Annotated in this window: 26 protein-coding genes and 2 tRNA genes; 20 read left to right on the top strand and 8 right to left on the bottom strand. The window is 36.2% G+C overall.

Going from position 1 to position 26,001, the window contains the following annotated elements:
• Positions 1–41: 41 nt before the first annotated feature.
• The 6 genes from C6H17_RS00905 to C6H17_RS00930 form a co-directional block, all read right to left on the bottom strand.
• Positions 42–563 carry a toxin-antitoxin system YwqK family antitoxin gene (locus C6H17_RS00905; protein ID WP_104731310.1) on the bottom strand — a complete coding sequence of 174 codons (522 nt, stop codon included), beginning with the start codon at positions 561–563 and terminating at the stop codon, positions 42–44.
• 288 nt (positions 564–851) lie between these two features.
• A complete protein-coding gene (locus C6H17_RS00910) occupies positions 852–3,632 on the bottom strand; it encodes a valine--tRNA ligase (protein WP_005216699.1) in 2,781 nt (926 codons plus the stop codon).
• 18 nt (positions 3,633–3,650) lie between these two features.
• Positions 3,651–4,199: a hypothetical protein gene (locus tag C6H17_RS00915; protein WP_005216698.1), complete on the bottom strand. Its 549-nt coding sequence runs from the start codon at positions 4,197–4,199 to the stop codon at positions 3,651–3,653.
• Between the two features lie 9 nt (positions 4,200–4,208).
• On the bottom strand, positions 4,209–4,745 hold the full coding sequence (locus C6H17_RS00920) for a hypothetical protein (RefSeq protein WP_005216697.1): 537 nt from the start codon (positions 4,743–4,745) through the stop codon (positions 4,209–4,211).
• 8 nt (positions 4,746–4,753) lie between these two features.
• A complete protein-coding gene (locus C6H17_RS00925) occupies positions 4,754–5,806 on the bottom strand; it encodes a hypothetical protein (protein WP_223808315.1) in 1,053 nt (350 codons plus the stop codon).
• 216 nt (positions 5,807–6,022) lie between these two features.
• On the bottom strand, positions 6,023–7,084 hold the full coding sequence (locus C6H17_RS00930) for a bifunctional 3,4-dihydroxy-2-butanone 4-phosphate synthase/GTP cyclohydrolase II (protein WP_005216695.1): 1,062 nt from the start codon (positions 7,082–7,084) through the stop codon (positions 6,023–6,025).
• 120 nt (positions 7,085–7,204) lie between these two features.
• On the opposite strand from C6H17_RS00930, the gene C6H17_RS00935 reads away from it, so the two are divergent.
• The 5 genes from C6H17_RS00935 (at position 7,205) to C6H17_RS00955 (ending at position 12,131) form a co-directional block, all read left to right on the top strand.
• Positions 7,205–7,279, top strand: a tRNA-Gln gene (locus tag C6H17_RS00935).
• Between the two features lie 76 nt (positions 7,280–7,355).
• A tRNA-Met gene (locus tag C6H17_RS00940) sits at positions 7,356–7,432 on the top strand.
• 309 nt (positions 7,433–7,741) lie between these two features.
• A complete protein-coding gene (locus C6H17_RS00945; protein ID WP_005216693.1) occupies positions 7,742–9,427 on the top strand; it encodes an N-6 DNA methylase in 1,686 nt (561 codons plus the stop codon).
• Positions 9,428–9,484: 57 nt separating this feature from the next.
• Positions 9,485–11,080 carry a bifunctional anthranilate synthase component II/anthranilate phosphoribosyltransferase gene (locus C6H17_RS00950; protein ID WP_020995436.1) on the top strand — a complete coding sequence of 532 codons (1,596 nt, stop codon included), beginning with the start codon at positions 9,485–9,487 and terminating at the stop codon, positions 11,078–11,080.
• 316 nt (positions 11,081–11,396) lie between these two features.
• Positions 11,397–12,131, top strand: a complete 735-nt coding sequence (locus C6H17_RS00955; protein ID WP_005216690.1) for an outer membrane beta-barrel protein — start codon at positions 11,397–11,399, stop codon at positions 12,129–12,131.
• A gap of 357 nt (positions 12,132–12,488) precedes the next feature.
• Here C6H17_RS00955 and C6H17_RS00960 read toward each other — a convergent pair whose 3' ends face one another.
• Positions 12,489–13,202 carry a YebC/PmpR family DNA-binding transcriptional regulator gene (locus C6H17_RS00960; RefSeq protein ID WP_005216686.1) on the bottom strand — a complete coding sequence of 238 codons (714 nt, stop codon included), beginning with the start codon at positions 13,200–13,202 and terminating at the stop codon, positions 12,489–12,491.
• Between the two features lie 129 nt (positions 13,203–13,331).
• On the opposite strand from C6H17_RS00960, the gene C6H17_RS00965 reads away from it, so the two are divergent.
• The 15 genes from C6H17_RS00965 to C6H17_RS12695 all read left to right on the top strand — a co-directional run bounded on the left by C6H17_RS00965 (position 13,332) and on the right by C6H17_RS12695 (position 25,767).
• Positions 13,332–14,402, top strand: coding sequence for an Mrp/NBP35 family ATP-binding protein (locus C6H17_RS00965; protein WP_005216684.1), 1,071 nt, complete (start codon positions 13,332–13,334; stop codon positions 14,400–14,402).
• 202 nt (positions 14,403–14,604) lie between these two features.
• Positions 14,605–15,801 (top strand): succinyl-diaminopimelate desuccinylase, encoded by a 1,197-nt coding sequence (gene dapE / locus C6H17_RS00970; protein WP_005216682.1) that lies wholly within the window; start codon positions 14,605–14,607, stop codon positions 15,799–15,801.
• A gap of 129 nt (positions 15,802–15,930) precedes the next feature.
• Positions 15,931–16,443, top strand: a complete 513-nt coding sequence (locus C6H17_RS12685) for an acyloxyacyl hydrolase (RefSeq protein ID WP_233714076.1) — start codon at positions 15,931–15,933, stop codon at positions 16,441–16,443.
• Positions 16,440–16,523: an acyloxyacyl hydrolase gene (locus tag C6H17_RS12690; protein ID WP_233714080.1), complete on the top strand. Its 84-nt coding sequence runs from the start codon at positions 16,440–16,442 to the stop codon at positions 16,521–16,523. The genes C6H17_RS12685 and C6H17_RS12690 overlap by 4 nt, the downstream gene beginning before the upstream one ends.
• A gap of 94 nt (positions 16,524–16,617) precedes the next feature.
• A complete protein-coding gene (locus C6H17_RS00980) occupies positions 16,618–17,361 on the top strand; it encodes a Nif3-like dinuclear metal center hexameric protein (protein ID WP_005216679.1) in 744 nt (247 codons plus the stop codon).
• Positions 17,362–17,370: 9 nt separating this feature from the next.
• A complete protein-coding gene (locus tag C6H17_RS00985; RefSeq protein ID WP_040462605.1) occupies positions 17,371–18,093 on the top strand; it encodes a zinc ribbon domain-containing protein in 723 nt (240 codons plus the stop codon).
• Positions 18,094–18,117: 24 nt separating this feature from the next.
• A complete protein-coding gene (locus C6H17_RS00990) occupies positions 18,118–19,671 on the top strand; it encodes a glycosyltransferase N-terminal domain-containing protein (protein WP_005216678.1) in 1,554 nt (517 codons plus the stop codon).
• A 191-nt stretch (positions 19,672–19,862) separates the two neighbouring features.
• Positions 19,863–20,102 carry an acyl carrier protein gene (acpP, locus tag C6H17_RS00995; protein WP_004086276.1) on the top strand — a complete coding sequence of 80 codons (240 nt, stop codon included), beginning with the start codon at positions 19,863–19,865 and terminating at the stop codon, positions 20,100–20,102.
• Between the two features lie 46 nt (positions 20,103–20,148).
• Positions 20,149–21,402 (top strand): beta-ketoacyl-ACP synthase II, encoded by a 1,254-nt coding sequence (locus C6H17_RS01000; RefSeq protein WP_005216677.1) that lies wholly within the window; start codon positions 20,149–20,151, stop codon positions 21,400–21,402.
• Positions 21,402–22,328, top strand: coding sequence for an acetyl-CoA carboxylase carboxyl transferase subunit alpha (gene accA, locus C6H17_RS01005; RefSeq protein WP_020995435.1), 927 nt, complete (start codon positions 21,402–21,404; stop codon positions 22,326–22,328). Before C6H17_RS01000 ends, accA begins: the two co-directional genes overlap by 1 nt.
• Positions 22,329–22,827: 499 nt before the next feature.
• Positions 22,828–22,992, top strand: coding sequence for a hypothetical protein (locus C6H17_RS12030; RefSeq protein WP_155243496.1), 165 nt, complete (start codon positions 22,828–22,830; stop codon positions 22,990–22,992).
• A gap of 11 nt (positions 22,993–23,003) precedes the next feature.
• Entirely contained in the window at positions 23,004–24,293 is a 1,290-nt protein-coding gene (locus C6H17_RS01010; protein ID WP_005216675.1) for an O-acetylhomoserine aminocarboxypropyltransferase/cysteine synthase family protein, read from the top strand.
• Positions 24,294–24,311: 18 nt separating this feature from the next.
• Positions 24,312–25,193 carry a homoserine O-succinyltransferase gene (locus C6H17_RS01015; protein WP_005216673.1) on the top strand — a complete coding sequence of 294 codons (882 nt, stop codon included), beginning with the start codon at positions 24,312–24,314 and terminating at the stop codon, positions 25,191–25,193.
• Positions 25,194–25,196: 3 nt separating this feature from the next.
• The gene (locus C6H17_RS12035; protein WP_005216671.1) at positions 25,197–25,364 is read left to right on the top strand and encodes a hypothetical protein; all 168 of its coding nucleotides are present in this window, start codon (positions 25,197–25,199) and stop codon (positions 25,362–25,364) included.
• Positions 25,365–25,482: 118 nt separating this feature from the next.
• On the top strand, positions 25,483–25,767 hold the full coding sequence (locus tag C6H17_RS12695) for a hypothetical protein (RefSeq protein WP_233714077.1): 285 nt from the start codon (positions 25,483–25,485) through the stop codon (positions 25,765–25,767).
• Between the two features lies 1 nt (position 25,768).
• On the opposite strand, the gene C6H17_RS12700 is transcribed toward C6H17_RS12695, so the two are convergent.
• Positions 25,769–25,936, bottom strand: a complete 168-nt coding sequence (locus tag C6H17_RS12700; RefSeq protein ID WP_233714078.1) for a hypothetical protein — start codon at positions 25,934–25,936, stop codon at positions 25,769–25,771.
• Between the last annotated feature and the right edge of the window lie 65 nt (positions 25,937–26,001).

Genomic DNA, 26,001 nt, shown 5'->3' on the forward strand with positions numbered 1-26,001 from the left:
ACCATCTCATTACCATTCTCTTTTCCTTATTACTTTCGTCATTATATACTACGCTTACCATATTCTTTATCACGTGGTTCTATGCCTTCTACTTTGCCATTTTTATATGGTGTTTCACTTTCAAGCTTCCCATTTTCATAATACCGCCTTTTTATGCCTTCTACTTTGCCATTTTTATATGGTGTTTCACTTTCAAGCTTCCCATTTTCATAATACCATTTTTTTATGCCATCTTCCTTACCATTTTTATATGGTGTTACACCCAGAAGCGTTCCATATCCATAATAATAGTATTCTGTGTATCCTTCCTTAGTATATTTATATAATGTTTCGGATTCAAGTTTCCCGTTTCTATAGTCTTTTATGCTTTCTTTTTTACCATTTTTATATAGCGTTTCAATTGATCCATAACTCATTCTTTCTTGCCATTCTTCTATCTCAACACAGCCTGTCTTTTTATCTGCTTCACTTTCACACTCTTTTAGCTTACTTGCTTGTAGTCCTTGCAATGTAATCACGCTTACTAACCCAAAGCCTATTGCTATTTTCTTAAAATTAATCATATTAACCCCTTATAAAATCTAAAAACAAAATGTTGCGATTTTACAAAAAAAAAAAAACAAATCAAGGGGATTTTAGATAGATTCCATATTTTTATGAAACTTTTAGAATCACAGCTTAGGGTTAGAATCTATTAAAAGTTATTTAGGTGTTGTGTTTATAGAATCTAGCTAGATTTTCATATATTAAAACTATTACTCAATACACTCGCTAGATTCTATAAAAGATTCTATTATAGAATCTATAATGAGATAAGATTAACGCAAGGGATAAAACATAAATGTATAGACTTAAATCTGTAAAGCTTTCTTCTCATCAAGCACTTTAGCTAGTCTCTCTTTTAGATCGCCTAAATTCTCTTTATTTTGTGTTACAACGGCTTCTGGGGCGTTTGCGATGAAGTTCTTATTATTTAGCATATTTTCTAGCTTTGTTATCTCTTTTTGTATCTTTTGGGCTTGTTTGTCTAATCGCTCTAGAATCCCTGCTATATCAAAGTTACTTGCCTCTATATATACCTTTGTAATCTCGCCAATATCAGCGATACATTGGGCTGGTTTAGAATCTACAAATATAACCTCTTTTACTTTTGCTAGTTTTGCTACAAATGATATAAAAAGCACTTCAAAATTTATAGAAGATTCTTTAGAATCTAGACAAAGTGATTGCAATACTTCTTTATCATCTTTTTGCAATTCTATAAAAACTTTTGGCAAGACATCGCCGCTTATTCCTAAGTTTGCACGCATTCTGCGAATAGTGGTAATAGAATCTAGAATGATTTCAAAGCCTTTTTCTAATGCGGTATTTCTAGTAGTATCTTTTGGGAAAGATTCTATCATAATGGAGCGGTTGTCTTTTAGTCCAGATTCTATATCTCGGCTTAGAAGTCGCTGAAATACATATTCACTTAAAAATGGCATTAAAGGGTGTAAAAGCTTCATAGATTCTATAAGAATGCTTGCTAACTCAAATACGCTTTCTTTATCCGCTTTCGCACATTCTATACCAATATCACAAAATTCATTCCACAAAAAGCGATATAAAATACTCGCATATAAATCAAAACGATAAGAATCTAGGGCGTTACGCACTTCTTTTATAGCTAGATTTAGCCGTGATTTCATATAGATTCCAAGTGGGGTTTTATACTCATTTAAACTCTCTTTTTCATTGAATCTATATTCACTTCTTAGCTGTCCTGCATAAAGCTCTAAGAAACTCATGGCATTTATAATCTTATTTGTAAAATTACGCGTGATTTCAAGCTGCTTTTGTGAAAGGCGTATATCTCTGCCTTGCACGCATAAAAACGCAAGGCTAAAACGCACGACATCAGGGCTAAAAGTCGCACAAAGATTCAAAGGGTCTATTACATTGCCCTTTGATTTACTCATCTTTTGTCCCTTTTCATCAAGCACAAGGGCGTGTAGATATATGTCTTTAAATGCGATTTCTTTGCAGTTAATATCCGCACTTAAAAGCATTCTAGCTACCCAGAAAAAGAGAATGTCAAAGCCAGTGATAAGCAAGGAATTAGGATGAAAATCTTTTAAATCACTCTCTTGCCATAACTCTCCCTTGCCAAAGTCGCCATTCCCAAAGCCTAGTGTGCTATGCGTCCAAAGCCCAGAGCTAAACCATGTATCAAGCACATCATTATCTTGTGTTATGTTTTTACCACCACATTTAGGGCATATTGGATTATCATCTTTACTTGCAAATTCATTCCCACATTCACAATAAAAGACTGGGATTCTATGTCCCCACCATAGCTGACGACTGATACACCAATCGCGTAAATCTCGCATCCACGCATCATAGTTATTCTTCCATTGACTAGGATAGAATCTTGTCTCGTTTTGATTTACTCTCTCTATTGCCCCTTTTGCCGCGTCTTTGCTTACAAACCACTGCTTTGAGATATAAGGCTCGATGATATTACCGCAACGATAGCATTTGCCTACTTTATTTGTATAGTCTTCAATCTTTTCTACAAATCCTGCCTTTTCTAATGCCGCGATAATAGAATCTCTTGCTTCAAGTCTCTCCATACCGCTAAACTCGCCACAATATTCATTTAAGATTCCATTCTTATCAAAGACTATTATATGCTCTAGATTATGCCTTAGTGAGACTTCATAGTCATTCATATCATGGGCTGGTGTTACTTTTACCGCTCCACTACCAAATTCCATATCTACGATAGAATCTGCGATGATTTGTATCTTTCTGCCAATAAGAGGTAGTGTGAGTGTTTTGCCGATTAAATGCGTGTATCTAGAATCTTGTGGATGCACCATAAGGGCAGTATCGCCAAAAAATGTTTCTGGTCTTGTTGTCGCAACGATAATGTAAGGATTTTTTATACTAGAATCTTTTAAAGCACTTTCTATAATGTGTCCCTTAGAATCTACATATTCACTCAAGTAATATCGCAAATAATATAGCTTACCTTTATTCTCTTCATATTCTACTTCTATATCGCTTAATGCCCCATCATGTGTGCACCAATTAATCATTCTTTCGCCACGATAGATAAAGCCCTTTTCATACCAATTACAAAAAGTCTCTTTTACTGCGTTTATAAGCCCTTTATCCATTGTGAATCTTGTGCGTTTAAACGCAGGAGAAAAGCCCATAGTCCGCATTTGCTCTAAGATTTTACCACCGCTTTCTTCTTTCCATTCCCATACTTTTTGTATGAAGGCTTCTCTGCCTATATCTTCTTTTTTTATGCCTTGCTCTAATAGCTTTTTTTCTACGACATTTTGTGTTGCGATTCCTGCGTGATCAAGCCCGGGCTGCCATAGCACTCTAAAGCCATCCATTCTCTTATAGCGCGTAATAATATCTTGCAATGTAAAAGTTAGGGCATGTCCTATATGCAGCACCCCTGTAACATTTGGCGGGGGCATCATAATGCAAAATGGTTTAGAATCTTTATAATGTGGATTATAGATTTCATGGCAATTTGGCTCAAAATAGCCTTTTTTCTCGCATTCATTATAGATTAATTGCTCCCAATCGCTAGTAAATACCCTTTTATCGTTAATATTTTGTTCTGCCATATAATTCCTTTATAATATTTAGCGTTTATATGTGCTTTGAGTGATAGCAATGCGTAATTCAAAGGATAGATTCCCTTTCTTTGTCTTTTGCACTACAAATGGAAGCTCAAGTATCGCACTGATATTTTTTGCATGTAGTTTTGGCACAATATCAAGGATTAAAGCTAGATTATTAATCCCTACTTCGCCTGTGATAGCATAAAACTGCTTTTTAAGCTGGTCTTGTGGTATAAGCTCTTCGCCCATCTTTTTTACATTTATGCGTAAAAAGCCTTTAGGTAAGTTTTTGCGTATCACAGATTCGTTAATCACGCCATTAAAGACTTTTATTTTCTCATGATTAGCGCCTGAAAAGGCATTAATCTTTGCTTGTGCATTATCTCTCACTGCCTTTGTGCTAGCAAGCACATCTTGTGTTACACGAGTAAATCGCACTTGTTCTTTATAGCTATCAACATTTGGCATAATATCTACATTGATATAGTAAGCAACCGCGGCAATAAATAGCACACTCCATACAATATGACGGAAAATAATATCTGGTTCTACATCTTTTAATATTGCCATATTTACGCCTTATATATTATCAATTCTCTCAATCAAGCCATCATCGCTTAAGGTTTGACTGATAGATTCAAAGTTTAGCCAACCGCTTGGGAGTTCATAGAAACTTGCATTACTTCTTGCATAAATTGTGCGTAATTGCGACTGCAATGAAGTCTCAAAAAGCTCTCTACTGATAGTAGTCCCACGCATAAAAAGCTGATTATTCTCAAATCTTATCGTGCTTATTTGCACCCCTTGTGGAATCATAGCTATAATATTTTGTATCTGCATACGCAGCTTTTCATCTCTTACATTAATCTTTTGTGCGACTTCAAGCTCATAATATAATCTCTCGCTTTCTTGCTCTAGATTCTTTGTTGATTGTATGATTCTTTCTTGCTCTGCCTTTGCTAGATTCTGTGTTTCTTTTAGATTCTCTACTTGTAATAAAAGCTGGACTTTAAAGACGATTAAAATGCCAAAAGCAAGTATAAAGTAGAATCCCCAAATCTTTGTAGCTGGTTTTAATACATGCTTTGTTGTTGCTTTTGTAAAACTATAAGTCATAATATTTCCTAACTATCTAACTCAATCTGCATAACATTTGTTAATTCTCTCAATAAATCAAGCCCAACAAGTGAAAAATCTATCATAAGATTTGACTTTATATTATCCACTGCTTGAGATGAGATTCCATAACAATCAAAAAATACAATCTCTTCAATAAAATCGCTTTCATATAATGAATTATTATAAAAATCCTTGATTGCGGCTTGTAAAAGATTAATAATAGTCGTAGATCGTCCTAAATCCTGCAAATTATCCATACTAGAGCCCTCATCATCTCCATCACCGCTTGAGCCGCTTACATTTTCACTTGCCTCACTTGTAAGACTATCAAAGTCAAAGTTTTCATAATCTTCTAATTCATCTTCTAATCCACCAAGCTCTGTATTTAAATCATCTAAGCCTTGTGCGGTAGAACCAGATTGTGTGCTTGTAGTAGATACTAGCGTATCTTCAGAGAGAGAAGAAGGCAGGGAATCTCTTACATTTGTTACACTCTCTCCCGCACTCATAGGTAAAAATGAGCCATATAAAATAGCCTTTCTCGTTAAAACTAATACTGATAAATCCTCTTTTTCCTGTAACACAAAAAGTTTTGGTCTATCGCCCACAAAAGTTTTTGCTTTAAAAAACAGCAACACAAAAGGTGAGAATAAAAAGTCTAATCCCATAGCTTTTTTAAACATATTTTGATATTGTGTAATATCATCTTTTAGTATAAAGGCAAAGGCACTAGGCAGCTTTATAAACTTATATTCTTTCTCATTTACATTAAATGCGGCGAATTGATTTTTCTTCACACCGGGGACTAAAACTTGTTCTGTATTCTTAGAAAGTATAGCAACATAGCTATATGCGTAACGAGACTTTAGCTTCTTAATAAACTTAATCACTTCAGCAGAGAGATTCCCATCTAGAATCTTAAATTCTTTATCAATCTCTTCTACGATATGACCACCGCGTTTTTTAACAACCTTAATGCTACACGCAGTCGTGTTATAATTCACACCGATAAGCACAGTCGCAAAAAGTGGTCGAAAAAGCATACCAAGAATGCTCACAATAAACCTCATCTATTCAAATTTGCTAGTATTATAGCATAGTTTTAGCCATATAAATTTTGGATACCATTTATCATAAAGCAAAAGTCGCTCCATTTACTAATGCTAATATAAATTTGGAGTAGCTTAAGGCGATGAAGCTAACTCTTTTAAAATTTAATTTGTAGATATTTCATTTTAACACGATAGGTTGTTTTAGAATTATGGCTTCCATCCTCACACTTCAATGCTTTGTTGCAAATGCAAATCAAAACCGCTTAGGGCGTTGTAGCTTGTCTTTGTATTCACACAATGAGAGCTAAGAAGTGTGAAGTCTTTCACACCAAGTGATTTTAGAATCTGTGCGCCGATTCCAAAGTCTTTAATATCACCACAATGCTTTGTATTACTGCCATTTGCGTTATCTTTATCACTATTAAGACACACAAGATAGCCACCCTGCTGGGAGAGCAACTCTATACTTTTTTGCAGGGCTTGCCACTCACTAGAATCTGTCAAAAGGGCAATATCGCTACTTGTATTGTGGAATCTAATGAGCGGCGTTGTAGCCTGTGGGCTAAAGCTAAAGGCGATATGGCAATTTTGCAAATGATCTATAAAGGTGATTTTCTCACACTCTTTTGCCATAAACACTGCCTTTTCACGCGAAGTTTCACGCACGAGATTTTCAAAATTTAAGCGATATTGGATAATGTCGCTGACATAGAGAATCTTTAGATTATGAGTTTTAGCAAAATCAAGTAGGAATTTATCCCCCCGCCCTGCCATCGTGCCATCTTTTTTCATAATCTCACAAATCACACTAATGGGTGCAAGTCCCGCAAGGCGGCAAATATCCACACTCGCTTCTGTATGTCCTGTGCGGATAAGTGTGCCACCACTCTTAGCAATAAGTGGGAAAATATGCCCCGGACGCACAAAATCGCTTGGCTTTGCGTTGTTATCACACATAAGACGGATAGTTAAATCTCTCTCATACGCAGAAATGCCTGTCTTTGCTTCCTTAGCGTCAATGGATATAGTAAAGGCGGTTTCGTGGTTGCTATCATTTCTTTTTACCATTGGGGGCAGGTCTAGCTTATGGGCTAGCTCTTGCGTGATAGATACGCAGATTAGCCCCCTTGCTTCTTGAGCCATAAAATTGATTTTCTCTGGTGTGGAAAAGATTCCAGCCATTACCAAATCGCCCTCATTTTCTCTATCTTCATCGTCCATTATAATAATCATTTCACCTTTTTTAATCGCCTCTATGGCGTCTTTCATACGCGTTTGATACATTAGATTAAATACTCCGTAATAACATTTTTAAAAATTATATCAATTTTATTTGACTTTTTAGCAAAACTATGATATGATTTCGCCTTTAACTTCTAACTTCAAGCAAAAGAAGCAAAGCGTTGGGGTATCGCCAAGCGGTAAGGCACCTGGTTTTGGTCCAGGCATTCCGAGGTTCGAATCCTTGTACCCCAGCCAAATAAGCAAATTACTACATAAATTTACTTCTAATAGACTTGCTTAATGTGAAGTTATCTTTGATATTTTTGAGTAACGCGGGGTAGAGCAGCCAGGTAGCTCGTTGGGCTCATAACCCAAAGGTCGGGGGTTCAAATCCCTCCTCCGCAACCATTCTCTGCAAGTGAAGCTTATTCTCATGCAATAATACTGATTTTCCAAGTGAAAATTGTTCTCATGTTAATCCTTTCAAAATGAAATTGACTTTACTGGCGTTTTATCTTATTTCTCCCCTTACAAGATAGCACCAAGTAAGGTATTTATTTTAAGTAGGGCATTTATTTTTCTCTATTATCTTAGTTTTACCTTAGAATCTTTATCCATAAAATTTAGCTATAATACAACTCTTGTTTTTACCCATTCATTTAAAATCATATAAATGAGAATCATTAAAACCAAACCCATAAGACCAAAAGGTATATTGTGAAAAAATTGCTTGATTGTTTTGACTATCTCAAACGCTATCATTCTGATTTGCTTGATGTTGTAAGCATTATGCTTGAGCTTTTTATCTTTAAGAGGGAAAATGCTAAAATGCTAGAAGACATGATTGCAAAATCTAGCAAAAGAAAGACGATTAAAGAAGACTTTCACGCAATATTACACAATCTCATAGGAGAAGAATTATATGTGCCTATAAGCAGTAATGCAAATATCTCTAAGATTCTAAAAACGCTTTTACAAAGCAGCACAGAATTGCATAATATCACGCAATTCCTACATATTATCTCACAGAAACGCACGACAAATAAGCTTTATTATTATTCCACACCACGAGAAGTTAATGATTTATTAGCATTGCTGCTAGATTTACAAGATAATGATGAGGTATATAATCCATGCTATGGTATTGGCAGTATCTTTTTATCCTTAGGGAATCTTAATCCAAATATCCATTTATATGGAGAAGAGCTAGATGAAAGGCTATCAAATATCGCAAGATTAATCGCAAGATTCACACAAATAAAAGACTATAAACTCTATGTGAATGATATTTTAAAGCAACCTGTCTTTAAAGCGGGAAGTATCTTGCGACAATTTAATAAAGTCATTTGTAATCCACCGCTTTACGCACACATGGGAGTAGAACAACTAAAAGGCGATGAAAGATTCAGTAAAATTGGCATACTTGCTAAAAATTACCCAGAATTAGTGTTTCTAACACACGCCCTAGCACATTTAAAGCAAAGGGGAGTTTTCATTGTCCGCAATCAAACCTTGCAAAAAAGCTTTTTAGAAGAAAAGCTTCGCGATAAGCTTGTAAAAGAGCGTATGATAGAAGCTGTTATTGAATTACCTAAAAATATCTTCCCACACCAAGCCTGTGATTTTTCTGTGCTTGTTATCTCTCATAATAATAAAGAGATTCTGCATATTAACGCAAATAATCCACATTTTTACACCAAAGATGGCAAATATAATCGACTAAGACATATTGATGAAATTGCTAATCTATTTAAGCAAAAGAGAGAGAGTGAATTTTCAAAAATCACAAATATAAAAGATGTAAAAACGCATGATTTAAGGGCTAGTTATTATCTTGCTTCTAAGATGATACATACAAATGAATTATTATTAGCTGATATGGGGGCAACTATTTTTCGTGGGCAAAGAGTGCATGGGGGTAGTAAAGATTCTGAAATTACATATTATGATGTAGGTATAGCGGATTTTTCTGTATGTGGATTTAGCACACAGTTTAGTCATAAAAAGATGAGTGGGGATAAGCAAAAGATACAAAAATATCGATTAAAACCCTATGATATTTTACTCTCACTTCGCAGCATTGTCCCAAAAGTTACCATACTTGGAGAATGTATAAAAGACCACATTGTTGTGGCAAATGCGGGGATTTTGATTCTAAGATTAGCAGATAAAAATAAAGCTATTGGACTTTATTGTTACTTCTTTTCAAATGAGGGCTTTACACATTTAAAAAGGATTTATGAGCAAAGTGGGGAGGGCATGGTATATATTAATGAATTACTAGCGAGTTCTATACCGCCACGCTATCTTTTAGAAGGTAAAAAGAGAATGCAAGAGATAGAATCTCTAAAGCATGAGTTTGAATCGCTTGAGACAAAATTGCAAGATTTAAAACAAACATAAAAATATAATTGTTTAATTTTTCGTTACAATTCTATCTTTATTCTAATGGAGCATAGAGTGATACTTTTAATTGATAATTATGATTCTTTCACATACAATATTTACCAGCTTGTAGCAAGGCTAGGCTTTAGTGTCGTTGTGAAACGCAATGATGCTATTGATATTGAAACAATCCGTATGTTAAAGCCCACACATATCATACTAGGACCGGGACCTAATAGCCCTAAAGATTCTAGAATCTGCCTTGATATTATTACGCAGTTAAAAGGTGAATATCCTATTCTTGGTATCTGTCTTGGACATGAAGCCATTTTGTATGCCTTTGATGCGCCTATTGTCAATGCAAAAAATATAGTGCATGGCAAGGTATCTCCACTCACACACACAGAAGATGGAATCTTTACAAATATCCCCCAGCATGTCCAAATCACTCGCTATCACTCTTTAGTCGCTAAAAGAGAGCAGATTCCAGACTGCTTTCATATTAATGCAGTGAGTGATGATGGCGAAGTTATGGCGGTAACACACAAGCAATATCCACTTTTTGGCTTACAATTTCACCCAGAATCTATTGGCACACAATATGGTGAAAAGATGATTCTAAACTTCATTCACCACAAAAGGCGAAGCATACCTATAAAGCTTTACCTGCAAAAATTAGCCCATTTAGAGAATCTAAGCTTTGTAGAAAGCTATGATTTAATGGAGTGTATCGCAGAAAATGATCTCACACCAGCACAACTTGGCAGCCTTATCACAAGCTTTTATCACAAAGGACCAAGCGGGGAAGAACTTGCGGCATTTGCAAGTCTTCTTATATCAAAGGCAAAACATTTTGAAATACAAGATTCTAAACGCATTGATATTGTCGGCACAGGTGGGAGTGCGAGAAAAACCTTTAATGTCTCAACGACAACTGCCCTATTATTAGCAAGTATGGGCTTAAAAGTGGCAAAGCATGGCAATCGCGGTATTACAAGTAAAAGTGGGAGTGCAGATTTACTCACAAATCTAGGCATTAATATCAATATGGATATGGATACTTGCAAGGCATGTTATGAGAATCTTGGCATTACTTTCCTTTTTGCACCAAACATTCATAACGCCCTAAAACATGTGCAAGGTGTGCGTAAAGAGCTAGGCTTTAAAAGCTTTTTTAACTTACTTGGTCCTTTAAGTAATCCATTGCGACCCACACATCAGCTTATAGGTGTGTTTAGCAAGGATTATACAGAACTTCTTGCAAATGCCCTAAAGATTCTAGGCGTTGAAAGGGCAATGGTCGTGCATGGGCTAGATGGTATTGATGAGATAAGTCTTTGTGCAGCAACACAAGTTAGTGAGCTAAAAGATGGAGAGATTCACACTTATATTTTCTCACCACAAAAGCTAGGTATAGAACTCGCCAATCACGCAGAATTACGCGGTGGCGATGTCGCTATGAATGCAGAAATCACACTTGATATACTAAGCGGTAAAGCAAGTAAAAAAGCAGATTTAGTTGCCCTAAATGCAGGTGCAAGCCTTTATATCTATGGCTATGCTGATAGCATTGAAGCTGGATTTCATTTAGCAAGAGAGCATTTACAAAGCAAAAAAGCATTAAATCTTTTAGAATCTTTTCGCTTGCAGAGTAATTATATCGCAAAGTAATATGAAAAACGAGTAAGGTGTGTATATTAAAAGCTAAAAGCAATTTTGGCTTATCAGTAACTATTGATACAAGTCCATATTGTCTCTTTTTGAGAAAAACAAATTTTGTATCACAAGATTCACGCATTTAGCCATTCAGCACATATTTCTATAAATGCTGCACCCCCATACTTATAACACAAAGCCCACGATAATAAAATATGTTTCTATTCTCTACTTTAAACTTTAATATTTAGCCATTTATTAAAATATGCTTGACTTGTTTTTTTTTTTTTGTATTTTACAATCACTCATTATTTTAATTTAAAGGAATAGTATGAATAACATATTAAAGAATCTTGTAATGCTGTCTGGCATATCACTTGTAAGTTTTAACGCATTTGCGAATGATAGGGCTTCAAGTCTATTTGTAGGGGGAAATGTGGGTGCATCAGTTACTGATAGCACATTGACAAGTGGGAATCTCAATAATAATTTTCGAATAGGCACAGGTGCTGGTTGGACAATTGGGGCTGAAGCTGGATATAGACATTTTTTAGGCAATAAATTTGGTTTTAAATATTATGTAAGCTATAACTATATGCAAACTTTTAGTAACTCTGGCAGGGGAGGAACCGGTGGTAATAGCTACAGCATGGATACAACGCTAAATCAGCAATTAATCGCTGCAAATGTGGATTTTTTCTATAATTTTACTCGCTCTTTTGGTGTGTATTTTGGCTTAGGTGCGGGTGCTACTACACTGCAACCTGACTTTGCAATATCAAATAATACTTTTGGTGCTAGAAATCAAAGTGATAGAATGCACACATTTTTTGCCTTGCCTTTTAACGCTGGATTCCAATTTAATATCAAAGATAATCACACTATAACATTTGGTGCAAAGATTCCACTTCTTAGTCAAGATTATATAAGCTCACGCATACCAAACAAAGAAGAGATAAAGACATACATGGTAATGCTAGGATACACATATCATTTAAATCTTTATAAAAGAGGTGGATACTGGGGCATGGAAGCTTTTAAACATTATCGCCCAAAACTGAAATAGACTTTTATTGCAAACAAAGGCTGATTTGATGAGATAATGCTTTTAATCATGCCTTGCTCTTAAATAAACGCCTAAGAGTCTAAATATAAACTATAACTTCTCAAATATAAAACCTTGTTTTAATCTAAAATATTGTCATTTTGAAAGTATCGAAAAATCTCTTACAGACTTTAATCTTTAAGATATTTCGCCTTTTTAAAAAGCTCAATATAACAAGACCCTAAATTATATTGCATTCTAAAATGGGATAAGATAGTAACTCTATTTCCATCTCATCAACCCCGCAAACATTACCATAATAGCCTATAACATTATGTAAATACATGCCTTTTTCTAGGCTAATCGCATTAAAAAACCTTACGCAAGGTTTGTATAAACCGCTTGCACATCATCATCATCTTCGATTTTATCAAGCAGTTTATCAAGTTCTTGCATTTGCTCTTCTGTAAGGGTTATGGGGCTTGTTGGGATTCTTACAAGTTTTGCGGATTTTACTTCGATCTTTAGATTCTCTAAACCAAGTGCTAATGTCCCAAAATCTTCATATTTAGAATATGCAGTATAGCTATTTTCTTCTTCATTTTTTTCTAGTAAATCAAGTCCGCAATCAATAAGCGCTAATTCCACTTCATCAACATTATCATCATTTAAAGTGATTTGAAATTCGCCCTTTCTCTCAAACATAAAGTCAATCGCCCCATTTGTAAGCAAACTCGCATTTGGCGTTTTATTAAAATAGCTTTTTATGTTTGCAACCGTTCTTGTTGGATTGTCGGTCGCGCATTCTATGAATATCAGCACACCATTTGCGGCTTTGCCCTCATAGCTTACTTCCTCAAAATGTCCGTCCTTGCCACTTGCACGCTTGATTGCCGCATCGATATTATCTTTTGGCATATTTTGTGCCTTTGCATTAGCGATAGCCGTGCGTAATTTTGCATTCATTTCTGGGTCTAGTCCGCCCTCTTTTGCGGCGATTGTGATTGCTGTCGCAAGCTTTGGAAAGATTTTACTCATTTTGCCCCATCGCTTTTCTTTTGCAGCTCTACGATATTCAAACGCTCTACCCATAATAATCTCCCTGCTAGATTCTAAAAATAAAAGGCGACATTATATCATACGCATTTAAATGTTTTAGAATCTATGAACTTGTATCAAATACGCTATAATTTCACACATAACACAATATAAAGGAAAAATATGAAAAAAATGGTCGAAGACGCATTAAAACAAGTAATTTACCCAAACTTTGAGAAAGACATTGTAACCTTTGGCTTTGTAAGTAAGATAGAGATAAACAATAATGTATGCTATCTTAAGATAAATATCCCATCAAGCAATGAAGAAGTCATTAAAAAAGTCAAAGAAGAGATTCTAGAAAAGACAAAATCCCTTCCACTAGCAAATATCGACATAGAGATTGTAACGCCAAATATACAAAAGGCACAAACAGAGCAAGCCCCCAAAAATCTAGCCCCATCAATCAAGCATTTTGTAATGGTAAGTAGCGGTAAAGGCGGTGTTGGTAAATCAACAACGAGCGTAAATCTCGCCATTTCACTCGCAAAAAGCGGTAAAAAAGTAGGCTTACTTGATGCTGATATTTATGGACCAAATGTCCCGCGTATGTTTGGACTAGATGGCGTTGAGCCAAAGACTAGCCAAGATGGTAAGAAGCTTTTACCTTTAGAGCAATATGGTGTCAAAATGATAAGTATAGAATCTATCTATGGTAAAGGGCAGAGCTTTATATGGAGAGGACCTGTGGTTATGCGTATCATTACGCAGTTACTGCAAGATGTGGAGTGGGGAGAGCTTGACATTATGGTAGTTGATATGCCACCGGGAACGGGTGATGCACAGCTTACACTAGCTCAAAGTGTGCCTGTTGGTGCGGGTATAAATGTAACCACACCGCAAATGGTAGCCATTGATGATGGATTCCGTGCGCTTGATATGTTTGCAAAATGCAATATCCCAATTTTTGGAATCATTGAAAATATGAGTGGTTTTATATGCCCTGATTGTAATAAAACCTATGAGATTTTTGGAAAGGGTAATAGCGATATGTTAGCACAAGAGTTTCATACAGAAGTTGTAGCTAAGATTCCATTAGAGCCAAGCATTGTAGCAGCAAGTGATAGCGGTAAGCCTATTAGCTTCTTTGAGCCTGATAGCAGGACAAGCAAAAGCTATATGGAATGTGCCTTGCGTTTAATTGAATTTTTAGAATCAAATAGGGCGGATAATAGCACCATTCAACCGCGTTAGATTTCTCGCATGACTTAAGCAGATAGTTCTAAGCATACAAAAGTTTAGATTCTATACCTTTAAGGTGGGTGCAAAATGATATTGGATTCTAATGCAAAATTTTGTTTTGATTAAAACCCAGAATAGCTTTGAATATGTATTAGAATCTAAGTAAGATTTAGCACAAGGTTTGCAATCAGTCAAATTTATAACGGAGTAAAACATGGCATTAGAGATTCTAAAAAAACTTATACAATATCCTACAATCACGCCACTAGAGCATGGAATCTATGAGTATATACAGACACTTTTACCTTCATTTAAGGCTTTGCATATTGAAAAAAATGGTGTAAAAAATGTGTTGTTTTATAAGATTCCAAAAGGACATGATGAAAAGAGTGCATGGAAGAGACTGAAACATTTTTGCTTTGCAGGGCATATTGATGTGGTAAAGCCCGGTGGCGGGGCAGCTGTGCCAAAGGATATACACGACACACAAGATAGCGAACAAAATAAAGGCGAGTGGAGTTATCCACCATTTACCCCTACAATACATGATGGCTATATCTATGGTCGTGGCACGCAGGATATGAAAGGTGGTATTGCCTGTTTTATCAAGGCATTGCAAGATTTTATAAGTGAGAATGAAACTCAAATGATTTTTTCTGTGCTTTTAACAAGTGATGAAGAGGGTGAAGGGATCTATGGCACACAATACATGCTAGAAATCCTAAAAGAAAAGGGCATGCTACCTACATACGCCATTGTCGCAGAGCCTACAAGCACGAAGTTTGCGGGGGATACGATAAAGGTTGGCAGGCGAGGGTCTATTAATGGTGTGATTAAGATTCTAGGGAAACAGGGGCATGTCGCCTATCCTGAAAAGTGTATTAATCCAGTGGAGTTACTCGGCAGTAAGCTAGGGCTTTTAGCGGGGGTGAATCTTGATAGTGGGGATTGCGTATTTAGTGCATCAAAGCTTGTGATAACGGATATAAGAGGCGGCATTGAAGCGGTGAATGTAACGCCTAATGATTTAGTCATTATGTTTAATGTGCGAAACTCCACAATGACGACATTAGAGAGTGTGAAATCGCATGTAGATTCTGTATTAGATGGACTTCCCTATACACTAGAGCTAAAACAAAGCTCAAAAAGCTTTCATACAAAAGATAGTGTTTTAATCACGCTTTTACAAGATTCTATCCATGAAGTAGCACAAATACAAACAAAACTTAGCACGAGTGGTGGCACAAGTGATGCAAGATTTTTGAGTGAATATGGCGTAGAAGTGGTAGAGCTTGGCTTATGCAATGATAGAATCCACGCAGTAGATGAAAGGGTATCTTTGCAAGATATAGAACAATTAGAGAGAATCTTTTCTGTATTTTTAAAGAGATTGTTACAAGATGGGATGTAGAGTCTTGTTTGCTTAGAGTAAGATGCTGGTAAAAATGGCATGTAAGGATTAAGCTGTATTTTATAGTTTTTCCTATATAATCCGCCTTTTTTGAGTAATTAACTCATAATAATTGTTGGGGTTTTGTGTATGAGATGTGTTTTTATTTTGTTTATGTCTATTTGTGCTTTTGCGTATGCTTTAGAAAATAATGAAACTCATAATGAAGTAAGCAAGGAAAAGTCTCGTTGGATAGATTATAATGCAAATTTTAATGATAAAAAGCATTTGCTAAAGCTTGCTTTCGCACAGGATTTTTCAGAAAATGGATTCTCACGCCTTAGTGCGTTGGGTTTGCATTATGGACAGCCTAATACATTTTTTGGATTACCTGCCAGAATGGTTTTAGAGCTTGAGGGCTTTCTTGGTAGTGGGAGTGAAAAAGCCCTTAATCAATTAATCTTTGGTGTATCACAAGATATTGTGCTATCAATACCACGCACAAACCTTTATGCTGGAGTTGGTATTGGAATCTACATTCGCACACTTTTAGATTCTCGCATGAACTCTGCTTTTACTTTTGGGGAAAAAGTCTTTATTGGTTATAATTATGCCGTGGCAAATAAGGGGGGGGGGGGGGTATATCCTGTGAGATTTTTGTGAAACATTACTCAAATGGTGATTTAACCCCTTTAAACAAAGGCTTTAATTTCTTTGGTGCAAGTGTGGGATATAGTTTTTAACTATTTTATGAATTGTAAGTATAAAATATAGATTTTGCATTATTTGGGTTATAGAATCTTATCTTAATTTCACAATTTCAATAGGCGGTTAAACATGAAAGTTTTAGAAATTTATAACATACTTGATTCAATAAGTCCTTTTATCATGCAAGCAGAATGGGATAATAGTGGATTAAATATCGGTAATATGCAAATAGAGTGCAAACAAGTCTATATTGCATTAGAGCTTGATATGCAAGTGGTTAATGCGATAGAAAATGAAAGTTTGCTTATCGTGCATCACCCCTTAATCTTTAAAGCATTAAAGACCATACAAACTGATACATATCCCGCAAATCTCATTGAAATATGTTTGCAAAAGAAAATTAGCGTCATAGCCATGCATACAAACTTTGACAAAACGCATTTAAATCAAGCCTTTGCTACAAAATTATGCTTAGAATCTCTCAATTTTACCCCAAATGGTGAGAAAGATTTTAGCCTTATTTATAGCACAAACACGCCATTAAATACGCATTCTCTTGCTACACATATAAAAAATATATTGGGATTAGATACACTTCGCTATACGCAAAAAGATAATATGATACATAATCTCTACATTACATGTGGGAGTAATGCCACTGCCTATAAAATCGCAAATAAGGGGGATTGCATTATCACAGGCGATATTAAATATCATGATGCTATGATTGCTGCGAGTGAGGGCATTAGCTTTATTGATGTTCCACACTTTGAAAGTGAGTGTATTTTCAGTGATTTACTAGCAAAAGCTTTACAAAAACACCATATTCAAGCTATAATTACAAATTCACACAATCCATTTTGCTATATTTAGGAGCATTGCATGAATAAAAATCTTGAAAAACTCATTGAAGTAAATCGCCTTGATTTAGAGGTGTCAAAATATGATCCTCTTATCGAGCAAAAAAAAGCCCCAATGAACGAAAAAATATCTGAAAAAACAAAAGCTTTAAAAGAAAAGCAAGAGCTAGAAGCACTCATTGCAAGGAATGAAGAATCTCTTGCAAAAAATAATGATGAATTTGCTGTGATTACTGCAGATATTGAACGCATTCGCAATAAAATCCAAGAAAGCAAAAGCGAAAAAGAGATGAAAAATCTCGATATGGAAGAGGGTATATTGCGAGAAAAAAGCATAAGCTTTAACAATGAGATTGAATCCCTTGAGAAAGGCATACAAGCGGCAAAAGATAAGATTGCTACACTTGATTCCAATGTTATAAAGCTTGATGAAGAGATTAGTAGCATGGAATCTGGCTGCAATGAAGCAGTCCAAGAGATTAAAAAGCAACAAGATGAGGTGAGTGCCAAACGGACAAAAGCTGCATTAGATATGGAAACAACCGTGCTAAGATTGTATGAAAAGATTCGAAAATGGGCGGGAAATACAAGCGTTATCTCCATGTATAAAGAAGCTTGTGGTGGTTGCTTTATCAAGCTAAATGATAAAAATATTGCAGATGTTAGAAGGGGCGATGAGATCGTGCATTGCCCACATTGTGGTCGCATTCTTTATGATTCTGCTCTAGTTGAAAGCAAGAGTTAAAGACCCAACCAAAGACAAGGCACAATGACTTTTATTTACTACACTCTTTTATGTTTCTTGCATGTCCTTGCATTGCCCTTGCTTTGTGCCTTATCATTAAGAAAAAAATATAAAAAAAGCATTCCACTTCGTTTTTTAATCCCCAAAAATCACTCAAAAGAAAGCTATGATATATGGCTACATGCTTGTTCTGTGGGCGAGGTGCAGTCCCTGCAAACCCTTATAGAATCTATCCCCAAAACACAAAGCATATTTCTTAGTGTTATCACACAGACTGGATATAAACAGGCACAAAACCTTTATGCAAAATATGAGAATCTTAGCATTGATTATTTGCCTTTTGAGACCTTTATCCCATTATTTACACCGACATGTAAAAAGCTTTTTGTGTTTGAAGCCGAACTTTGGCTTATGCTATTTGTATATGCAAAGCATAAGGGGGCGACTACAAAATTAGTTAATGCTAGAATCTCAACGCGTAGCGTAAAACGCTATCAAAAGCTTAGAATCTTTTATAGACATTTTTTTTCATTTGTTGATTCTGTATTATCTCAAAGTGATGAAGACACAGAAAGGCTAAAGAGTTTGGGGGCAAAAAATGTAAAAACAATCGGGAATCTCAAGCTATTAAACCCCATAAAACCAAAGATAGCGTATAAAAAACCAGAATCTTTAATCATTGTTGCAGCAAGCACACATGCAAACGAGGAAGAATTTGTGCTAAATGCGTGGAGTAACGCAAAGGCATTATGGGAAAGTGATAGTGAAGTTTTAGAAAATATGGAATCTAAACCTTGTCATATTAAGCAAAGCGAAATGTCTAAAAATACAGAATCTAAAAAAGATTTTTCACTCGTTTTGGAGACTCAAAATGAAAAGAATCTAGATTCTAGCAATTGTTATATTGAGCGTAGCGAAATATCTAGTATGGAATCTCAACAAGATTTTTCGTGCCTACACACTCAAAATGACAAGAATCTAGATTCTATAAAGTTTGCACCCTTGCACCCTGCACCCACCCAAATGGTAGAGAATCTAGATTCTATAAACAATCACAATAAAGAATGTGAATGTAAAACCCATCTTCACAACGCCACTAAAGACTATACGACAATAAAAAAAGATTCTAAAAAAAATCTATTAGTCATTGTGCCGCGACACCCTGAGCGGTTTCAGTCTGTATTTCAGCTTTGCAAACAATATGGAAAGACCATGTGTCTTAGTGAATTGCAAAATGATTCTACACTAGACTTAGATCTGATTCACGCAGATATTTTACTCGTTGATACGATGGGTTCTCTCATTAATTTTTATGCAATCAGCGATATTGTGATACTTGGTGGGGCATTTGCAAAAGTTGGGGGGCATAATCCGCTTGAACCAGCCACTTTCGCCAATGTGCTAATAAGTGGCACAGAGATTTTTAATCAAAAAGCATTGTTTGCATATATTCAAAATTACTATTTGATAGATAACTCTCATTCATTGCAAATGTTACTTCATCATTACAAACAGCTTATGACTTCTTCGGTTAATAAAGATTTGTGTCATAATATGATTGAGAGTATTTTAGAATAAATTAGACTTAATAAAACATTCAATAAGAGTTGATATACAAATAAGCATTGCAAGAAAATATTATAATATTTTGTTATATAGCTAAGTTTATAGACATTATTAACACTTATTATGTATAATTTTGCTTTTCTTAAGCAGTGAGTATGACTACAATATGACTTAAGAAGTAATTTAAAATTAGGAGTTTAGGTATGGATTCTATCGAAGTTTATAATCAAGTGAAAGATTTAGTAGCAAGTGAGCTTAAAGTTGCAGCAGATGAGATTAAGCCGGAGTCTGATTTTACAAAAGATTTGAATGCAGATAGCCTTGATGTTGTTGAGTTTATCATGGCATTGGAAGAAAAATTTAATATTAAGATTCCAGATGAAGAAGCAGAAAAAATTAAAACCGTGCAAAATGTTGTAGATTATATTCTTGCGAATAAGTAAGTCGAGTTACTTAAACTTTATACTTATTTGTGCTTAAGGAGCCATATTGCGAAGAGTTGTAGTAACGGGCATTGGCATGGTGAATGCTTTAGGGCTAAATAAAGATGTTGCATTTGACAAGATTGTAAAGGGAAATTGTGGCATTAGAAGAATAGAATCTTTTGATATTACAGATTTTCCCGTGCAAATTGCAGGCGAAGTCGTTGGCTTTGATCCAGAATCTGTCCTTGATGCTAGAGAAGTGAAAAAGGCACATAGATTTATCCAGCTTGGTTTGTTATCTGCTAGGGAAGCCTTGCAAGATAGCATAACACGAGGTAAGCAGTCGTTTGCGAATGCAAACTTAGAAGTTTTGCCAGATGTTGCCGATCGCTTTGGTATTAGCTCTGCTTCAGGCATAGGTGGCTTGGAAAACATTCAAAACAATGCTATTGCATGGCATACAAAGGGTGTGAGAAGAATTAGCCCCTTTTTCATTCCATCTGCACTTGTGAATATGCTTGGTGGCTTTGTATCTATCGCACATAGGATTAAAGGACCGAATCTTTCAAGCGTTACTGCATGTGCAGCAGGCACACATGGCATTATTGAAGCGGCTAAGACTATCATGCTTGGCTGTGCTGATAGAATGCTTGTTGTAGGTGCAGAATCTTCTATTTGTGAAATAGGCATTGGTGGATTTGCGGCTATGAAAGCTTTGAGTGTATGCAATGATGAACCTAGCAAAGCATCAAGACCATTTGACAAAAAACGCGATGGTTTTGTTATGGGTGAAGGTGCAGGTGCATTGGTGCTTGAAGATTATGAGAGTGCAAAATCTCGTGGTGCATATATTTATGGTGAGTTATGTGGCTTTGGTGAAAGTGGTGATGCAAATCATATTACAACCCCTGCTCCAGAGGGCGAGGGTGCGTATCGTGCTATGAAACAAGCCTTGCAAATGGCAAATATTAAGCCCGACTATGTGAATGCACATGGCACAAGCACATATTATAATGATGTGCATGAAACTCAAGCATTAAAGCGTGTATTTGACAACGATGTCCCACCTGTCAGCTCTACAAAAGGACAAATAGGGCATTGTTTAGGTGCAGCTGGTGCTATTGAAGCGGTTATATCGCTTATGGCTATGGAAAAAGGCGTAATACCACCAACTATTAATCAAGAAGAAAAAGATGATCTCTGCGATCTTGACTATGTCCCAAATGTCGCTCGTTCCGCTACACTTCAAAGCGTTATGAGTAATTCATTTGGCTTTGGTGGCACAAATGGTGTTGTGATTTTCAAAAAGTGTCAATAATGGCTACATATTTAGATTTTGAGCAGCGTTTAAAGCTTTTACAAGAAGATATAGAATCAGCAACATTGCGAAATGATAATGCCGCAGTGTCAATTCTACAAAAAGACTTGCAAGATGAAATGAAAAAAATCTATGCAAATTTGAATGACTATCAAAAATTACAATTAGCAAGACATCCAGATAGACCCTACGCCCTTGATTATATCGAATTGATTATGCAAGATTCTTATGAGATTTTTGGCGATCGCCATTTTCGAGATGATAAGGCAATAGTATGCTTTTTGGGAAAGATTGAGAACGAACGCGTTATTGTTATCGGCGAAGAAAAGGGGCGTGGCACAAAAAATAAGATTACAAGAAACTTTGGTATGCCCCACCCAGAAGGCTATCGCAAGGCATTGAGAATAGCAAAAATGGCAGAAAAATTCGATATTCCTGTGCTTATGCTTGTCGATACTGCAGGGGCTTATCCCGGGCTTGGAGCTGAAGAGAGAGGGCAGAGCGAAGCTATCGCAAAGAATCTGCAGGATTTTGCCATGCTACAAGTGCCAACTATATCCATTGTTATTGGTGAAGGTGGAAGCGGTGGTGCTTTAGCTATCGGCGTAGCAGATAGGTTGGCCATGATGGAGTATTCTATCTTTAGCGTTATATCCCCAGAGGGTTGTGCTGCGATTTTGTGGAATGACCCAACAAAGATTGAAGCCGCAACAAAAGCTATGAAAATAACTCCACAAGAATTAAAAAAAGCTAACTTGATCGATGATATTATACAGGAACCTTTAAGCGGTGCACACAGAGATAAAGTAGCAGCAGCCGAAAAAATCAAGGCTTATTTTCTTGAATCTTTAGAACAAATAAGAAACACTCCAAACTATCTTGCAAAACGCTATGACAAGCTTATGCGTTATGGCTCTTTTCAATAAATTTTTAATTCCTTAACACGCAAACCTATCTTATTATATTTTCTTACACTTGGGCGTATATCTAGCCTATTTTTGCCTATCTATAACTTTTTATATTGTGTCTTTAAGATATGCAAAAACACAGCATAAGTATTTCAGCAGATTAAAAAAGTAACATTCTTTATATTTTTTGTAATTTTTTATATATTACATATTGTATTTTCATTTTTTTGTGTTAATATGCCTATTAATTTAGAACTTAATTTCTAAAGTAAGATTCTATATTTTAAAGTTTAGAATATTTTTTAAAAATAATTCTATATTACTTTAATGTGAAATAAATAAAGTCTCACAAGGTTAGAATCTTTAAAGCAAAAGTAAGGTTTTTTAGGTAAAAGCTAGTAGAAATGTAGATTCTAAATCGACAAAGATTCTGCAAGCACCAAAGAAGCGAAAAATAGTTTTGTAGGAGTATCTTTGACTAAAGAAACTACAACAACAAACATTTGCAGAAGTATTTTTGAGTGATTTTTCTAAAGAAACTTCGTTTTGTAGTTTTCAAGGTGGAGGCGAAGGGAGTTTGCTAAAGGCAAATGACCGAGCCGACACCGCAGATGCAGTTGCGGAGCAACAAATCCACACTTGCAAATCTGCAAAAAGCACCAAAAAGACAAACACAAAATAAGGAGAACAACAATGGCAAATTTAAAGCATAATAACTACACTCAAGACACACTCGCCCTGCACGCAGGATACACTTACGACACGCAACGCACAATGAGCGTGCCAATCTATCAAAACACCGCTTATTGCTTTGAGAGCTTAGAGCAAGCCGCAGCACGATTTGGATTAAAAGAGCTAGGCAATATCTACACGCGTTTGACAAACCCAACAACCGATGTGCTAGGCTCTCGTCTTGCAGCGGTTGAAGGCGGGATCTTTGGCGTGCCTACTTCAAGTGGGAGTGCGGCGATTTTCTACGCGATAGCAAATTGTGCGGAGAGTGGCGATAATATTGTGTTTGCGAATAAAATCTATGGCGGCACGCAGACACTTTTTACCCATACGCTGAAACGCTTTGGCATTGAGGCTAGGACATTTGATATTGATAATATCGCTTCTTTAGAATCTGTGATAGATTCTAAAACAAAGGCGATTTTTTTTGAAAGCATTTCAAATCCCATTATTTCAATCGCCGACACGACTGCTATTACCGCTATTGCTAAGAAACACGGAATCATAAGCATTTGTGATAACACCGTGGCGACTGCCTTTTTACACAAGCCCTTTGATTTTGGCGTGGATATTTCCGTGCATAGCCTTAGCAAGTATGTCAATGGGCAGGGCAGTGCGTTAGGCGGGGCGGTGATTGAGCGAGCCGGGCTAAATGAGCTACTTAAAGATAATCCGCGTTATCCTGCGTTTAATACCCCAGATGCGAGTTATCACGGGCTAGTCTATGCTTCACTACCCCTGCCTTGCTTTAGCATTCGCCTTATCACTGAATGGCTTAGAAATATCGGTGCGACACTCTCCCCGCAATCAGCGTGGATTCTATTGCAAGGGCTAGAGACGCTAGAGCTTCGCATTAAAAAGCATAGTCAAAATGCCCTAGAAGTAGCAAGATTCTTAGAATCTCATAGTTTGGTTAAAAGTGTAGCCTATCCGGGATTAGAATCTAGCCCATATCACGCCCTTTTGCAAAAATACTATGCAGATTCTCAAAGCTCAGGGCTTATTAGCTTTGAGGCACAAAGTTATGAAGCGGCACAAAAGATTTGCAATAGCACAGAGATTTTTGCTATGGTGGTAAATATCGGGGATTCAAAGTCTTTAATCATTCACCCCGCTTCCACCACGCATTCTCAACTAAGTGAAAAAGAGCTACAAAGCGGGGGTATCACACCTTGCACGATTAGACTGAGCATAGGGCTAGAATCTAGTAAGGATTTAATCGCCGATTTAAAACAAGCAATAGAAAAGTAAAATCTAAAAGGAGCAAAAATGCCCATTGTTATCCCAGAAGATATTCCAGCCTATTCCCTGCTTAGTCAAAATGCCTTTATTATGGGGGCAAAAAGGGCTAGAACGCAAGATATTAGGACGCTTGAAGTGCTTTTAATCAACCTTATGCCTACAAAGATTGAAACAGAAAATCAGATTCTAAGTCTGCTTGCAAACTCGCCTTTGCAGGTGAAAATCACGCTTTTATCCACAGCAAGTTACATCGGCACAAACACGCCAAAAAGCCATTTAGATAGATTCTATGTGAATTTTAGCGAAGTTAAAGGGCGGCGGTTTGATGGAGCGATTGTTACAGGTGCGCCCATTGAGCATTTGGAGTTTGAGAGCGTGGCGTATTGGAGTGAGATACAAGAGATTATGGATTATCTCAAAAGCCATTGCACAAGCACGATGTATCTATGCTGGGGGGCTATGGCAGGGCTATATCACTTTCACAACATTGCAAAGATTATGCTAAAAGAAAAGGTGTTTGGTGTGTTTCCACACAGAATCATTACGCAAGATTTGCTTTTAAATGGGCTAGATTCTATTGTGAGAATGCCCCATTCAAGACACGCTGGGATTGATGAAAATGCGGTTAGAAACTCTAAACTTAAGATTCTATTAGAGAGTGAGCTTTGTGGTATTAGTGCGTTAAAAGATGAAAAGGACTTTTATATCCTAGCCCACCCAGAATACGCCAAAGACACGCTGCGGCTAGAATATGAGCGAGATATAAATAAAGGCTTAGAGATAGCAAAACCGCTTGATTATTTTGGAGAAGATGGGGAGCCGATACTCTCGTGGAAGTCAAGTGCGAGTGTGCTTTTCTCAAATTGGCTTAACTTTTCTGTGTATCAGGATACGCCTTTTGTGTTATAGGGTGTGTATCAGCAAATAGAATCAAGTAAAAATCGTGCAAAACTGCAAGCATTAATAAACCTACAAAATCCTAAATATCATCATATCGCTTTAATCAGTCAATGCAACCCACACACCTTTTTAACACATTTTTGCTACAATGAGAGATTATTTTTAGAATCTGAAATCTAGCAATTGTCATACATGAAATATCTTGTTTAGATTCTAGAATCTTATCATTTGTGTTTGTTGTGGGCTTATAGAGCGTATGCGAAAATGACAAAATTTAAAATTTTTATAAAGGATAAACATGAAAGTAGTTATTAAGAGAGCATTAAAAGTTCTACTTGGTGAAAAAAGAGCAACACATCTGTTTTTTATGACAAGAAGAGGTATTAGAAACCTTGAAATCACAAAGTTTGTTATAAAAATCGCATACGGCAAATACATTGGGGGGGGGGGCAAACGCCTTGTAAAAATCAAAGCTCACAGCAACCCCAGCACAATAGCCAAATACAATACGATAAAGAATCTCACAAAATCATACACAATATACTTTATAGCAGACAGAAGAGAATATCTACGCCCACTATAAATCACTCCAGCACAAATCCGCCAGATAATACTCCAGACAATAAGTCAAACGACAAACAAACTAGCCCCAAAGACACGCTAAACTTAGAAAATGACAAACACATAAAAACTAAGTCAAACACCACAGAAAATAACCCATCAAACCACCCACCACTTGTCGTAAGTATCACTTCTTTCCCTGCAAGGATTAGTTACCTTCACCACACATTATTTTCAATCTTTCAACAAAACTATA

Origin of the sequence: Helicobacter rappini, from assembly GCF_900198625.1 — a bacterium.
GTDB lineage: Bacteria > Campylobacterota > Campylobacteria > Campylobacterales > Helicobacteraceae > Helicobacter_A > Helicobacter_A rappini.